General features: G+C 55.0%; 15 protein-coding genes. 5 read left to right on the forward strand and 10 right to left on the reverse strand.

The window, feature by feature from the left end:
- Window positions 1-18 precede the first annotated feature (18 nt).
- Together CWM58_RS07980 and mutY are read right to left on the reverse strand one after the other, a co-directional pair.
- Entirely contained in the window at window positions 19-294 is a 276-nt protein-coding gene (locus tag CWM58_RS07980) for an oxidative damage protection protein (protein ID WP_004105744.1), read from the reverse strand.
- A 27-nt stretch (window positions 295-321) separates the two neighbouring features.
- Window positions 322-1,380 (reverse strand): A/G-specific adenine glycosylase, encoded by a 1,059-nt coding sequence (gene mutY, locus CWM58_RS07985; RefSeq protein ID WP_061153325.1) that lies wholly within the window; start codon window positions 1,378-1,380, stop codon window positions 322-324.
- Between the two features lie 136 nt (window positions 1,381-1,516).
- On the opposite strand from mutY, the gene trmB reads away from it, so the two are divergent.
- The 3 genes from trmB to CWM58_RS08000 are packed head-to-tail and all read left to right on the forward strand — an operon-like array spanning window position 1,517 to window position 3,332.
- Window positions 1,517-2,236: a tRNA (guanosine(46)-N7)-methyltransferase TrmB gene (gene trmB, locus CWM58_RS07990; protein ID WP_061153326.1), complete on the forward strand. Its 720-nt coding sequence runs from the start codon at window positions 1,517-1,519 to the stop codon at window positions 2,234-2,236.
- Window positions 2,236-2,562: a YggL family protein gene (locus CWM58_RS07995; RefSeq protein WP_012540559.1), complete on the forward strand. Its 327-nt coding sequence runs from the start codon at window positions 2,236-2,238 to the stop codon at window positions 2,560-2,562. The genes trmB and CWM58_RS07995 overlap by 1 nt, the downstream gene beginning before the upstream one ends.
- A 50-nt stretch (window positions 2,563-2,612) precedes the next feature.
- Window positions 2,613-3,332 (forward strand): DUF2884 domain-containing protein, encoded by a 720-nt coding sequence (locus CWM58_RS08000; RefSeq protein ID WP_100680697.1) that lies wholly within the window; start codon window positions 2,613-2,615, stop codon window positions 3,330-3,332.
- 47 nt (window positions 3,333-3,379) lie between these two features.
- Here the strand turns inward: CWM58_RS08000 and CWM58_RS08005 are convergent, their stop codons facing one another.
- From CWM58_RS08005 to CWM58_RS08040, 8 genes are all read right to left on the reverse strand, one after another.
- Entirely contained in the window at window positions 3,380-4,681 is a 1,302-nt protein-coding gene (locus CWM58_RS08005) for a TRAP transporter large permease (protein ID WP_100680698.1), read from the reverse strand.
- Window positions 4,681-5,184, reverse strand: a complete 504-nt coding sequence (locus CWM58_RS08010) for a TRAP transporter small permease (protein WP_100680699.1) — start codon at window positions 5,182-5,184, stop codon at window positions 4,681-4,683. The genes CWM58_RS08005 and CWM58_RS08010 overlap by 1 nt, the downstream gene beginning before the upstream one ends.
- Before the next feature lie 45 nt (window positions 5,185-5,229).
- A complete protein-coding gene (locus CWM58_RS08015; protein WP_100680700.1) occupies window positions 5,230-6,216 on the reverse strand; it encodes a TRAP transporter substrate-binding protein in 987 nt (328 codons plus the stop codon).
- A 305-nt stretch (window positions 6,217-6,521) separates the two neighbouring features.
- The gene (gene hemW / locus CWM58_RS08020; protein ID WP_100680701.1) at window positions 6,522-7,658 is read right to left on the reverse strand and encodes a radical SAM family heme chaperone HemW; all 1,137 of its coding nucleotides are present in this window, start codon (window positions 7,656-7,658) and stop codon (window positions 6,522-6,524) included.
- Complete coding sequence (locus CWM58_RS08025) at window positions 7,651-8,244, reverse strand: XTP/dITP diphosphatase (RefSeq protein WP_012540562.1); 594 nt, start codon at window positions 8,242-8,244, stop codon at window positions 7,651-7,653. Before CWM58_RS08025 ends, hemW begins: the two co-directional genes overlap by 8 nt.
- A 12-nt stretch (window positions 8,245-8,256) precedes the next feature.
- Window positions 8,257-8,547, reverse strand: a complete 291-nt coding sequence (yggU, locus tag CWM58_RS08030; RefSeq protein WP_002916614.1) for a DUF167 family protein YggU — start codon at window positions 8,545-8,547, stop codon at window positions 8,257-8,259.
- A complete protein-coding gene (locus tag CWM58_RS08035) occupies window positions 8,544-9,110 on the reverse strand; it encodes a YggT family protein (protein ID WP_004205182.1) in 567 nt (188 codons plus the stop codon). The genes yggU and CWM58_RS08035 overlap by 4 nt, the downstream gene beginning before the upstream one ends.
- 20 nt (window positions 9,111-9,130) lie before the next feature.
- Window positions 9,131-9,832, reverse strand: coding sequence for a YggS family pyridoxal phosphate-dependent enzyme (locus tag CWM58_RS08040; protein ID WP_061153329.1), 702 nt, complete (start codon window positions 9,830-9,832; stop codon window positions 9,131-9,133).
- 16 nt (window positions 9,833-9,848) lie between these two features.
- On the opposite strand from CWM58_RS08040, the gene CWM58_RS08045 reads away from it, so the two are divergent.
- A complete protein-coding gene (locus tag CWM58_RS08045) occupies window positions 9,849-10,829 on the forward strand; it encodes a type IV pilus twitching motility protein PilT (protein WP_061153330.1) in 981 nt (326 codons plus the stop codon).
- 348 nt (window positions 10,830-11,177) lie between these two features.
- On the forward strand, window positions 11,178-11,831 hold the full coding sequence (locus CWM58_RS08050; RefSeq protein WP_100680702.1) for a LuxR family transcriptional regulator: 654 nt from the start codon (window positions 11,178-11,180) through the stop codon (window positions 11,829-11,831).
- Window positions 11,832-11,874 lie beyond the last annotated feature (43 nt).

Below are 11,874 nucleotides of genomic sequence, written 5' to 3' on the forward strand. Positions count from 1 at the left end.
TAAAAGGCCACAGGGCCCTTACTGTTTTTCTGGCGGCGTGTAGCCTTCGATATGCACGTCTTTCCCTTCAAACAGGAACTGCACCATCTCCTGCTCCAGCAACTTGCGGTGCTCCGGGTTCATCATGCTGAGTTTTTTCTCGTTGATCAGCATGGTCTGCTTGTGCTGCCACTGCGCCCAGGCTTCTTTGGAGATTTCGTTGTAAATGCGCTTGCCGAGCTCGCCCGGATACAGCTGGAAATCCTGGCCGTCCGCTTCACGCTGCAGGAAAGTACAAAAAATGGTTCTGCTCATAATCACTCCTCTTTGATAGCCGAAAATTTATACCGGCGTTCCGGCTTTTAACTGTTGCAACAAGCGCTCCACGGGGGCCGCCAGTCCGACCGACGGCGGCTGCGCTAAGTTATACCAGAGTGCGTTGCCTTCATCCATGCATGCGCCAGATGAGTGCACTGTAAGCCACATCGGCACAATATCCAGGTGGAAATGGCTGAAAGTGTGGCGAAAGGCGGTTAATTGCGTCAGATTATCGGTCTTTATCTGACGCTGCGCCAGCCACTCGCGCAGCCCGGCTTCGTCTGCAAACTGCGGAAAACAGAATAATCCGCCCCACAAACCCACCGGTGGACGCTGGGAGAGAAACACCTCGTCGCCGTGCTGCATCAGCAGGAAATAGCCGGTGCGTTCCGGGATGATCTGCTTCGGTTTTTTGCCCGGATATTCCGCCCATGAATGGTTCGCATAGGCCACGCAGCCGTTGCTCAACGGGCACAGCTCGCACTTCGGCTTCGAGCGGGTGCAAACCATCGCCCCGAGATCCATCATCGCCTGGTTGAAGCGTTCTACCCCTTGCGCCGGAGTCACCTCTTCGCTGATATCCCACAGCCGTTTTTCGACCTCTTTTTTCCCCGGCCAGCCGCTGACAGCATAGCAGCGGGCGAGCACGCGCTTCACGTTGCCGTCGAGAATCGGATAATGCTGACCGAGCGAAAGCGACAGAATCGCCCCTGCCGTTGAACGCCCGACGCCGGGCAGCGCTGCCACTTCGTCAAAGGTTTGCGGGAAGATGCCGCCATGCTGTGTCGCCACCTGCTGGGCGGCTTTATGTAAGTTGCGCGCCCGTGCGTAGTAGCCAAGTCCGGTCCACAGATGCAGCACTTCATCCAGCGGCGCGTTGGCGAGATCCACTACCGTTGGGAAACGCGCCATAAAGCGTTCAAAATACGGGATTACCGTGGTCACCTGGGTTTGTTGCAACATCACTTCGGAGAGCCATACTTTGTAGGGCGTCTTGGCGATTTGCCAGGGCAGGGTTTTACGCCCGTATTTGTCGTACCAGTCCAGGACCTGGGCTGAAAATTGCGCGGCGAGAAAAGTCAAAGCTATGGCTCCGGGATCGCGATTACAGGGTGGCAGATTGCAGCACAAGGGCGAGTGGCTGTAAACCCTTGCATCCGCCGGGTAACTTTGGATAATGCCCGTTTTCCGAACACTTTCACTAGCAGACTTAACTTTTATGAAAAACGACGTCATTTCTCCGGAATTCGATGAAAACGGCCGCCCGCTGCGCCGTATTCGTAGCTTCGTCCGTCGCCAGGGGCGCCTGACGAAAGGGCAGCAGCATGCGCTGGATAACATTTGGCCGGTGATGGGCGTTGAATTCAACGATGCGCCGCTCGATTTCGCTGCCCTGTTTGGCCGCGAAGCGCCGGTCACACTAGAAATTGGTTTCGGCATGGGGGCTTCGCTGGTGGCGATGGCAAAAGCCAAACCGGAACAGAATTTCCTCGGCATTGAAGTGCACTCCCCGGGCGTTGGCGCCTGTCTGGCTTCTGCTGAAGAAGAAGGTGTGCAAAATCTGCGTGTGATGTGTCACGATGCGGTGGAAGTGCTGCATACCATGATCCCGGATAACTCACTGAATATGGTGCAGCTGTTTTTCCCTGACCCGTGGCATAAAGCGCGTCATAATAAACGTCGTATCGTGCAGCCGCCTTTCGCTGAGCTGGTAAAAAGCAAACTGAAACTCGGCGGCGTCTTCCATATGGCGACCGACTGGGAAGCCTATGCCGAGCATATGCTGGAAGTGATGTCCTCGCTGGAAGGCTATCGTAACCAGTCGGCAAGCAACGATTACGTACCGCGCCCGGAATCGCGCCCGGTAACCAAATTTGAACAGCGTGGTCATCGTCTTGGCCACGGCGTATGGGACTTAATGTTCGAGAGGGTGAAATAATGGCCAAGAATCGTAGCCGTCGTCTGCGTAAAAAAATGCATATCGATGAGTTTCAGGAGTTAGGCTTCTCCGTCGCCTGGCGTTTCCCGGAAGGGACCACCGAAGAGCAGATCGACCAGACGGTCAACGATCTGATCGAAGAGGTGATCGAGCCGAACAAGCTGGCCTTCGACGGCAGCGGCTATCTCTCCTGGGAAGGGCTCATCTGCATGCAGGAGATCGGTAAGTGCACCGAAGAGCATCAGGCCATCGTACGCAAATGGCTGGAAGCGCGTAAGTTAGAGGATGTGCGCACCAGCGAACTTTTTGACGTCTGGTGGGACTAAGTTTGACAAGGGTCGGCAACTGCCGGCCCGTTTTGTCTTAAGGGAGTTTTATGATGCGTAAAACGCTGCTGGCGGTGGCGCTCTCCGTCACCGCTTTGTCTGCCCATGCGGACTACCAGTGTAGCGTCACGCCGCGTGACGATGTGATCCTTAGCCCGCAGCAGGTGCAGGTGAAAGGGGAAAACGGCAATCTGGTGATAAAGCCGGACGGCAACCTGACCTTTAACGGTAAAGCCTATACTCTGAGCGCCGCCCAGCGCGAACAGGCGCAGGATTACCAGGCCAGCCTGCGCAGCAGCCTGCCGTGGATTGACGAAGGTGCGCGTTCGCGAGTCGAAAAAGGCCATAAGGCGCTGGATAAAATCATCACTGAACAGGTTGGCGCCAACAGCAGCATGCACGGTCGCCTGACCAAGCTGGACGCGCAGCTGAAAGAACAGATGAACCGCATCATTGAGCGCCGCAGCGATGGCCTGACCTTCCACTATAAAGCTATCGACCAGGTACGCGCCGATGGCCAGCAACTAGTGAATCAGGCGATGGGCGGCATTCTGCAGGACAGTATTAACGAGATGGGCGCGAAAGCAGTGCTCAAAGGCGGCGGCAACCCACTGCAGGGCATTCTCGGCAGCCTCGGCGGCCTGCAAACGGCGATTCAGGATGAATGGAAAAACCAGGAGGCCGATTTCCAGCAGTTTGGTAAGGACGTCTGCAGCCGGGTGGTCTCGCTGGAGGATAGCCGGAAATCGCTGGTTGGCTCGTTAAAGTAAGTTGATTTCGCTACCTGCGCCTGCAGGTAGCGGTTAGGCTCAGTCGATCACATCAGCCCCAGCAGCTGTGGAATAAACAGCGAGAGCTGCGGGATATAAACAATCATCATCAGCGCGATCAACAGGGCGGCGTAGAACGGCAGCAGCGGTTTGATGAGCTGCTGAATTTTAACCCCTGAAATGGAGCAGCCGACAAACAGCGCGCTGCCTACCGGCGGGGTCAGCAGGCCGATGCACAGATTGGCGACCATCATGATGCCAAAATGGACCGGGTTCATGCCTAAATCCTCAGCGATGGGCAGAAATATCGGCGTGAAAATCAGTACTGCTGGGGTCATATCCATAAAGATACCGACGATTAACAGCACGATGTTAATCAGCAGCAGGATCACCAGCGGATTTTCAGAAAACCCCATGAGCGCATCGCTTATCATGTAGGGAATATCGGCATTGGTCATTGCCCACGACATGCCGACGGAAAAACCGATCAGCAGAAGGACGATAGAGGTCATCACCACCGATTCAAGGATCAGCTTTGGCAGGTCGCGCCATTTGACTTCCCGATAAATCAGCACCGAGAGGATAAAGGTATAGACCACGGCGATGGCGGAAGCTTCAGTGGCGGTGAAAATACCGCCGAGGATCCCGCCCATCACAATAATGACCAGCAGCAGGCTGGGCAGGGCGTCAAAAAAAGCCTTTGCCGCCTGGGCGCAGGTCGGGCGCTCGGAAACCGGATAGCCGCGATGTTTAGCGATACCGGCGCAGACCAGCATGATAGACAGACCCATCAGAATGCCCGGCAAATAACCGGCCATAAACAGCGAGGCGACCGAGACGCCGCCGGCCGTCAGAGAAAAGACGATCAGCACGTTTGATGGCGGAATGAGCAAGCCCGTGATGCAGGATGAAACGTTTACCGCAGTGGAGAACGCCGGATCGTAGCCTTTCTGTGTCTGAATGGGATTGAGCGTCCCCCCTACCGCAGCGGCGGCTGCGACCGCCGAACCGGAGATCGAGCCGAACATCATATTGGCCAGCACGTTGACGTGCCCCAACGATCCGGGTACCCGCCCAACCATCACCTGCGCCAGATTGATTAAGCGTATAGCAATCCCCCCGCTGTTCATCAGGGTACCGGCAAAGATAAAGAAGGGAATAGCCAGCAGCGCGAAGTTATCGAGTCCATTCGCCAGGCGCTGAGAAACGGTAATCACTGCGATATCCCAGGGAAACATCAGCAGCATTGAGCCGACGGTAGCGAGACCGATGGAAAAAGAGATAGGTACGCCAATAAAGACCAGAATAAAGAACGAGCCAAACAGCGTCAGTGCAATATAGCTATCCATTAATTTGCTCCTGCTTCTGAATGTTTCATGCTTTTTAGACCGTTGCTGATAAAACACAACGCGTAAAACATCATCATGATGCCGGTGAGCGGCAGGATCAGATACACATAGCCCATCGGGATCTGCATCGCGGCTGAGACCTGGGCGGTCGACAGCGTTTTTTCAATCAGTTTTACGCCGCCGGTAACAATCACTGAGCCAGCAAACAGAAAGATAAGCAGATTGATAATGACGCTGAGCAGTGCCTGCTTGCGGGAAGAGAGCATCAGTGTAAGTAAATCGATCGCCAGATGACGCTGGGCGCCGACGGTATAGGCCGCACCCAGTAGCCCGACCCAGATCATTAAGAAACGCGCCAGTTCGTCGGTCAGGGTGCTAGGCTGGTTGAGCACGTAGCGGCTGAACACCTGCCAGACGACGCAGACAACCAGCGCAATCATTACGACGACAGAGAATGCGGCGATGGTGCGGTCCACCGCTAGCTTTATGCGGTTAAGTATCATCATTGATTTCCTGGTGAAGCGGGCCAGGGGCTGGCCCGTTAAAGGTTATTCAGCGGCAGCGTCAAATTTGGCCAGCAGAGCGGCCTGTTTTGGATCTTTCTTAAAGTCATCAAATAGCGGCTGCACGGCGGCGCGGAACGGCGCTTTATCCACTTTGATAATTTCGCCCCCCAGGGCTTTGGCCTGCGCGCGGGTATCGGCGTCGATCTTCTGCCACAGCTGTTGCTGATAAACCTCTGAGGCTTTCGCCGCTTTGACCAGGATTTGCTGCTGCTCCAGCGTCAGTTTGTCCCAGGTTTTGCTGGAGATAACGAGGAAGTCAGGGATGGAGGCATGCTCATCTTCAGAGAACACTTTCGCGATTTCGATATGGCGAGTCTGCACCCAGGAGGGCACGTTATTTTCCGCGCCGTCCACCACCCCTTGCTGCATGGCGGTATAAACCTCACCAAAGGAGATTGGTGTCGGGGAGCCGCCCATTAATTCAATCATTTTTAATGTCGTCGGGCTGGCCTGCACGCGGATCTTCAGTCCTTTTAAATCTTCCGGTTTGGTGATGGGCTTTTTGGCATAAAAACTTCGGGTTCCGGCGACATAAGCGGAAAGGGCAAAGAATCCTTTCTCTTTCGTCGAATCCATTATTTCCTTGCCCACTTCCCCGAAGACCACCTTATTGAAATGATTTTGATCGTTAAACAGAAACGGTAAATTATATATCGCGTAGATATTATCAAATGACTCCAGATCGCTGGCAGAACCTTTGGTCAAATCCAGCGCGCCATTTTGTAATAACTCCATCGTTTCGCGTGCGCTGCCCATCTGGCTACTGGGGTAAATACGAATCTTCATATTACCGTCAGAAAGCTGGTTTACCTCTTTGGCCATCTCTTCAAACGCCTGATGCACCACGTGGCTGCGTTCAAGGTTATGTGCCAGTTTTAACGTGATTTTTTCAGCTGCGCTGGCTCCTGAACAGAATAGAGCAAGCAAAGATATTGCTATCAGAGAACGAGAAAAAGCGTATTTTTTCATGAGTTGGCTCCATGCACTTGTGGTAATTGGTCAATATCTTAAGCGTCATGCTTTGTTTCTGTATGACATATTATCCTTGTTGTCGTACATCTTTAAGCTGCCTGACTCACACTTTTTCTCAATGAGGCAATGAAATAACGGCTTTTATGGGTTTAATTATATTTGGTTTCTATAAATAAAAATGAATTAATTAGAGGGTGGAATATTTTAAAAGAATGGTTCGGGAATGGTGAGGTTGATATGTCGATAAATTCGAACTATTGTCCTTCCCGTTAAAACGATAAAAGGAAGGACAGTGGTGATATTTATTCGTTAAGGAAGAGTTCGAGAAGGGAATTCAAAAACAGCTTACCGTGCTCGGTGATCTGCCAGTTCTGCTCGTCTTCCTGTAGATACCCCTGGGCTATCGCCGCGTCCAGCTGCGGGCGGATCACCGCTTCCTCAAGACCGGTATAGCGGCTAAATTCTGCGCGCGGCGCGGCCTCCAGCAGGCGGAAACGGTTCATAAAGAACTCAAACGGTTTATCCGCCTCTTCCACATCATGCTGACGCTCGAGGTAGCGGCCCTCCATATACCCGCGCGGGTGGCGGGTTTTGGCGGTCCGCAGGATGCGTCCGTCAGGGAAGGTTATCTTACCGTGCGCGCCGCAGCCGATGCCGAGGTAGTCGCCGAAGCGCCAGTAGTTGAGATTATGCTGACACTGGAAGCCCGGTTTAGCGTAGGCGGAAGTCTCGTACTGCTGATAGCCGGCGGCGCTCAGCAGCTGATGCCCCTGCTCGAAAATATCCCATAGCGCGTCGTCATCCGGCAGCACCGGCGGCCGGGAACCGAACAGGGTGTTCGGCTCAATGGTCAGCTGGTACCACGACAGGTGCGGTGGATTCAGCGCAATCGCCTGACGCAGATCGTCCAGCGCCTCCTCCAGCGACTGGTCCGGCAGGCCGTGCATCAGGTCGAGATTGAAGCTGCGCAGGCCGAGGCCGCTGGCGAGACGTGCTGCGCGCTTGGCCTCCTCCGGACCGTGGATCCGCCCCAGGCGCTGCAGCTTCGGTTCGCTAAAGCTTTGTACGCCGATGGAGATACGGTTCACCCCGGCGCGCTGGTAATCAACGAAGCGATCGGCCTCCACGGTGCCCGGGTTGGCTTCCATGGTGATTTCCGCCCCGGCTGCCAGCGGCAGGCAGGCGCGGACGCCATCCAGCAGAGTTTGCATGGCCGGGCCGGACAGCAGGCTCGGCGTACCGCCGCCGATAAAAATAGTGCCTATTTCCCGTCCCTGGGCATATAGCGCATCGGCCTGCAGGTCGTTTAGCAGATGCTGGACGTAATCGTCATGCGGCACCTCGCCTTTCAGCGCATGCGAATTAAAGTCGCAGTACGGGCATTTCTGCACGCACCAGGGAATATGAATATAGAGACTCAGCGGCGGCAAATTAGCCATTACGTAATGCTTCCAGTAACAGTTTTAGCGCTTGCCCACGATGGGAAATCGCACTCTTTTCTTCACGGCTCAGTTCGGCCGCGGTTTTCCCTTCTGACGGGACGAAGAAGATCGGGTCGTAGCCGAAGCCACCCGTACCGGCGGCTTGTCGGGTGATTACCCCAGGCCAGCTGCCGTGGCACACCAGCGGCGTGGGATCCTCGGCATGGCGCAGATAGACCAGCACACAGTGGAACTGCGCCTGACGCTGGTCGTCCGGCACGTCCTTTAACGCGTCGAGCAGCTTCTCAAGATTCTGCTGGTCGGTGGCGTCGACGCCGGAATAGCGGGCGGAGTAAATACCCGGCGCGCCGCCAAGAGCATCGACGGCCAGACCGGAATCGTCGGCGATGGCCGGCAGGCCGGTGATCTGTGCCGCATGACGCGCTTTCAGAATCGCGTTTTCAATAAAGGTCAGGCCGGTCTCTTCCGCAGAGTCCACGCCCAGCTCAGTCTGAGCGACGATATCGAGGCCAAAATCTTCCAGCAGCGAGGCCAGTTCGCGCACTTTACCGGCGTTGCCGGTCGCGAGGACGACTTTTTGCATGATGAATCCTGTTTATTCAGTTAGCGCCGCGACCGCAGTCGGGATCTGTTGTGGGGCGATGATTTTAACTTGCTTATGGCGACCCAGCTCGCCTTTTTCAATCAGTACCTGGCTTTTGGCGACGCGGAACTGTTTGGCGAGAAATTTCACCAGGTGGGCATTGGCCTGGCCATCAACGGGCGGGGCGGTAATGGCGACTTTGAGCTCGTCGCCATGTACGCCCACGATGCTATCGCGGCTGGCCTTCGGCTGAATGTACAGCCTCAGCACCAGCCCGTCAGCACAGGTTTCAACGGCACTCATAGCGCCATCCACAGCCCCGGCAGCAGCACGTTACCGGTGGCCTGCAGCACCTCGGCGACGCCCATATTAATCACGTACAGCAGCAGCACCAGCACCATCGGCGAGAAATCGATACCGCCCATCGACGGCAGCAGGTTGCGGATAGGGCGCAGCAGCGGGTCCGCCAGCTGCATCAGCACGTACTCCACCGGACTACGGCCCTGGCTGACCCAGCTCATGATCGCCATCAACAGCAGCACCCAGAAGATCAATGAGCCGATGGTTTTCAGCAGAATAAGCAGGGCGGAGATCCAGATGATCGGCTGGAAGGTGATCACCATAAACAGCACGATCGCTTTGATGACGCAGAGAATAAATGCCACCAGCAGCGAGGCGCTGTCAATCGGCCCCATCGCCGGGATAATCCGGCGCAGCGGCCCGACAATCGGCTGCGTGGCCTTCACCACAAACTGCGAAAACGGGTTGTAAAAGTCGCAGCGCGCCCACTGCATCCAGACGCGTAACAACACGACCATCGTGTAAAGCTCAATGACCGTTGAAAGCAGGAAAGTCAACGTCTTCATGGCGTTCCTCAGATTCCTTATTATTTGCTGTAGTCGCGCGCACCAAAAATGGCTGTGCCGATGCGCACCATCGTGCTTCCCGCCGCGATTGCGGCTTCCATATCGTCCGACATTCCCAGAGACAACGTATCGACCGTGGGGTACCGCGTTTTTAATCGCGCAAATGCTACCGCCATTTGCTGGGCGACGGCAAACTGCCTTACATATTCTGACTCAGGTGCGGGGATGGCCATCAGGCCGCGCAGCTCCAGATGAGGTAATTCAGCGATCTCCGCCGCTAATGCATCGAGCGCTTCCAGCGGGATGCCGGATTTGCTCTGCTCATCGCTGATGTTGATTTGAATCAGCACTTTCAGCGGCGGCAGATGCGCCGGGCGCTGTTCGCTCAGGCGGGTGGCGATTTTCAGCCGATCGACGGTATGGCACCAGTCGAAATGCTCTGCCACCAGCCGGCTTTTGTTGGACTGTAGAGGGCCAATAAAGTGCCACTGCAGCCCACTGACGCCGGCCTGCTGGAAATGGTTAATCTTCTCCACGCCCTCCTGGACGTAGTTTTCACCAAATGCCCGCTGGCCTGCCGCGATGGCTTCTTCGATCGCGCTCGCAGGTTTTGTTTTACTCACTGCAAGCAATGTCACTTCTTCTGGCGCACGCCCGCAACGAGCGGCGGCACCGGAGATTTTGTCCCGGACCTGTGCCAGGTTATGCGCAATATCGTTCATATTCCGAGGATGAGTTATGAAGCTGGAAGAAATCGTAGCCCTTAGTGTAAAGCATAATGTCTCCGATCTACACCTGTGCAATTCCGCCGCACCGCGCTGGCGGCGGCAGGGCAGGCTGGAGCCCGCCCCCTTTCCCGCGCCGGATATCCCGGATTTACTCAACTGCTGGCTTGATGCCGCACAGTTACAGCACTGGCAGGAACACGGCCAGATTGACTTTGCGCTGACCCTGGCCTGCGGTTCGCGGCTGCGCGCCAGCGCTTTCGCCCATACGCGTGGAATATCGCTGGTGCTGCGGCTCCTTCCTGAACAGTGCCCGCGTCTGGAGACGCTGGGCGCCCCGCCTGCCCTGAGCGAACTGCTGGCGGAAGAGAGTGGCCTGCTGCTGGTCACCGGAGCGACGGGCAGCGGCAAGTCGACCACCCTGGCGGCGATGGTGGGGCATCTCAACCAGCGTCTTGATGGCCATATTCTGACCCTGGAGGACCCGGTGGAGTTTATTCATCACAGCGAGCGCTGCCTGATCCAGCAGCGGGAGATTGGCCGTCACTGTCCTTCGTTCGCCGCGGCGCTCCGCGTGGCGCTGCGCCAGGATCCGGATGTGATCCTGCTCGGCGAGCTACGCGACAGCGAAACCATCCGTCTGGCGTTAACGGCTGCGGAGACCGGGCATCTGGTGATGGCGACGTTACACACCCGCGGTGCGGCGCCGGCAGTGGAGAGATTGATCGATGTTTTTCCGGCAGAGGAGAAAGATCAGGTTCGTAGTCAGCTGGCCGGAAGCCTGTGCGCGGTGCTGGCGCAAAAATTGTTACCTGCGCGTCAGGGCGGGAGAGTTGCGCTATACGAGCTTTTGGTCAATACCCCCGCAGTGGCGAATTTGATCCGTGAAGGAAAAGTGCACCAGTTGCCCGGCGTGATGCAGACCGGGATGCAGGCCGGAATGCTGACATTTACGCAGAGTTTTCAGCAACGTGTCGCCGCAGGCGAGCTGTAAGAGAAGCGTGAAGCAGGCAGGGTGGGTTAAATGATATGTTAACTGAATGTTTGATGGCTGTTTATTTATATTATTTGGTAATACAAATAACCATTCTGAATAAATTCAAATAACACATTCAGTTGCGATATGTCGACAGTGAATACGCATTTCCAGGAAAAAAGTTTGATTACCTTTTGACAGCTTTGAGGTATTCGATTTATGCTGTTTACGGGAATAGGATGATTCTCATGGAATAACGTTTCAATTTGTAAATTACCAAGGCTATTTATAAATTCACCACTGTTTGTATATTTTTTTATTCATTTAACCACCATGACGGTGGGTAGCAGCTAAGGAGAGTTTTAAGTGATTAATTTTAATGGAAATTCATCATCTTCTCGTCAGATTACATTTATTACCCACCCGTCAATTCAGAGCAAAGCCTTTGCCAGCTATCTGAGTGAAACCCTGATGGCACCAGTGGTTTTACAAAACATTAATAAACCACTGGCGCAGCGCCTGACGAAAGATTCTGTAATATTATTTGATATTGCAGTGTCAAATAAGAAATTAAATGGGGTGTGGCGAGACATTATTCGACTGCAGGCAGATAATCCTCGCTTGTTGATTATTAATAGCGCACAAAAGTATGAGTTATACGAAATGGCGCAGTGGCCGGCTTTATATGGCGTGTTCCGCCATGACGATGATGAATCGCGCTTAATTGAGGGCGTTAAGGCCGTACTGAACGGCGAACAGACGGCTGAATTGAGCGTGATGCACCCGGCGATGTACGCTGCGGACCATGCATCGGCGCCCGTTGAGAACTCGCCACTCACCGAGCGGGAATGTGAGATCCTCAACGAGCTGCGCTGTGGGGCGACGAATCTGGATATTGCCCGTGCCCTGTTTATCAGCGAGAACACGGTGCGTACGCACCTGTACAATGTGTTTCGTAAACTGAGTGTGAAGAATCGTACTCAAGCGGTGAGCTGGGCGAACGAACATCTGCGCCACTAAGCGGCCGGAAGCGCGCCGTCAGCAATTTGCCTGCGGCGCAGGA

It is taken from the genome of Klebsiella sp. H-Nf2 (assembly GCF_002806645.1).
GTDB classification, from domain to species: Bacteria; Pseudomonadota; Gammaproteobacteria; order Enterobacterales; family Enterobacteriaceae; genus Klebsiella; species Klebsiella variicola.

What these genes read in the sequence shown, in the direction of transcription:
- CWM58_RS07980 (WP_004105744.1), bottom strand. Translation starts at nt 294, where the DNA reads ATGAGCAGAACCATTTTTTGTACTTTCCTGCAGCGTGAAGCGGACGGC.
- trmB (WP_061153326.1), top strand. Translation starts at nt 1,517, where the DNA reads ATGAAAAACGACGTCATTTCTCCGGAATTCGATGAAAACGGCCGCCCG.
- CWM58_RS07995 (WP_012540559.1), top strand. Translation starts at nt 2,236, where the DNA reads ATGGCCAAGAATCGTAGCCGTCGTCTGCGTAAAAAAATGCATATCGAT.
- CWM58_RS08000 (WP_100680697.1), top strand. Translation starts at nt 2,613, where the DNA reads ATGATGCGTAAAACGCTGCTGGCGGTGGCGCTCTCCGTCACCGCTTTG.
- CWM58_RS08005 (WP_100680698.1), bottom strand. Translation starts at nt 4,681, where the DNA reads ATGGATAGCTATATTGCACTGACGCTGTTTGGCTCGTTCTTTATTCTG.
- CWM58_RS08010 (WP_100680699.1), bottom strand. Translation starts at nt 5,184, where the DNA reads ATGATACTTAACCGCATAAAGCTAGCGGTGGACCGCACCATCGCCGCA.
- CWM58_RS08015 (WP_100680700.1), bottom strand. Translation starts at nt 6,216, where the DNA reads ATGAAAAAATACGCTTTTTCTCGTTCTCTGATAGCAATATCTTTGCTT.
- hemW (WP_100680701.1), bottom strand. Translation starts at nt 7,658, where the DNA reads ATGGCTAATTTGCCGCCGCTGAGTCTCTATATTCATATTCCCTGGTGC.
- CWM58_RS08025 (WP_012540562.1), bottom strand. Translation starts at nt 8,244, where the DNA reads ATGCAAAAAGTCGTCCTCGCGACCGGCAACGCCGGTAAAGTGCGCGAA.
- yggU (WP_002916614.1), bottom strand. Translation starts at nt 8,547, where the DNA reads ATGAGTGCCGTTGAAACCTGTGCTGACGGGCTGGTGCTGAGGCTGTAC.
- CWM58_RS08035 (WP_004205182.1), bottom strand. Translation starts at nt 9,110, where the DNA reads ATGAAGACGTTGACTTTCCTGCTTTCAACGGTCATTGAGCTTTACACG.
- CWM58_RS08040 (WP_061153329.1), bottom strand. Translation starts at nt 9,832, where the DNA reads ATGAACGATATTGCGCATAACCTGGCACAGGTCCGGGACAAAATCTCC.
- CWM58_RS08045 (WP_061153330.1), top strand. Translation starts at nt 9,849, where the DNA reads ATGAAGCTGGAAGAAATCGTAGCCCTTAGTGTAAAGCATAATGTCTCC.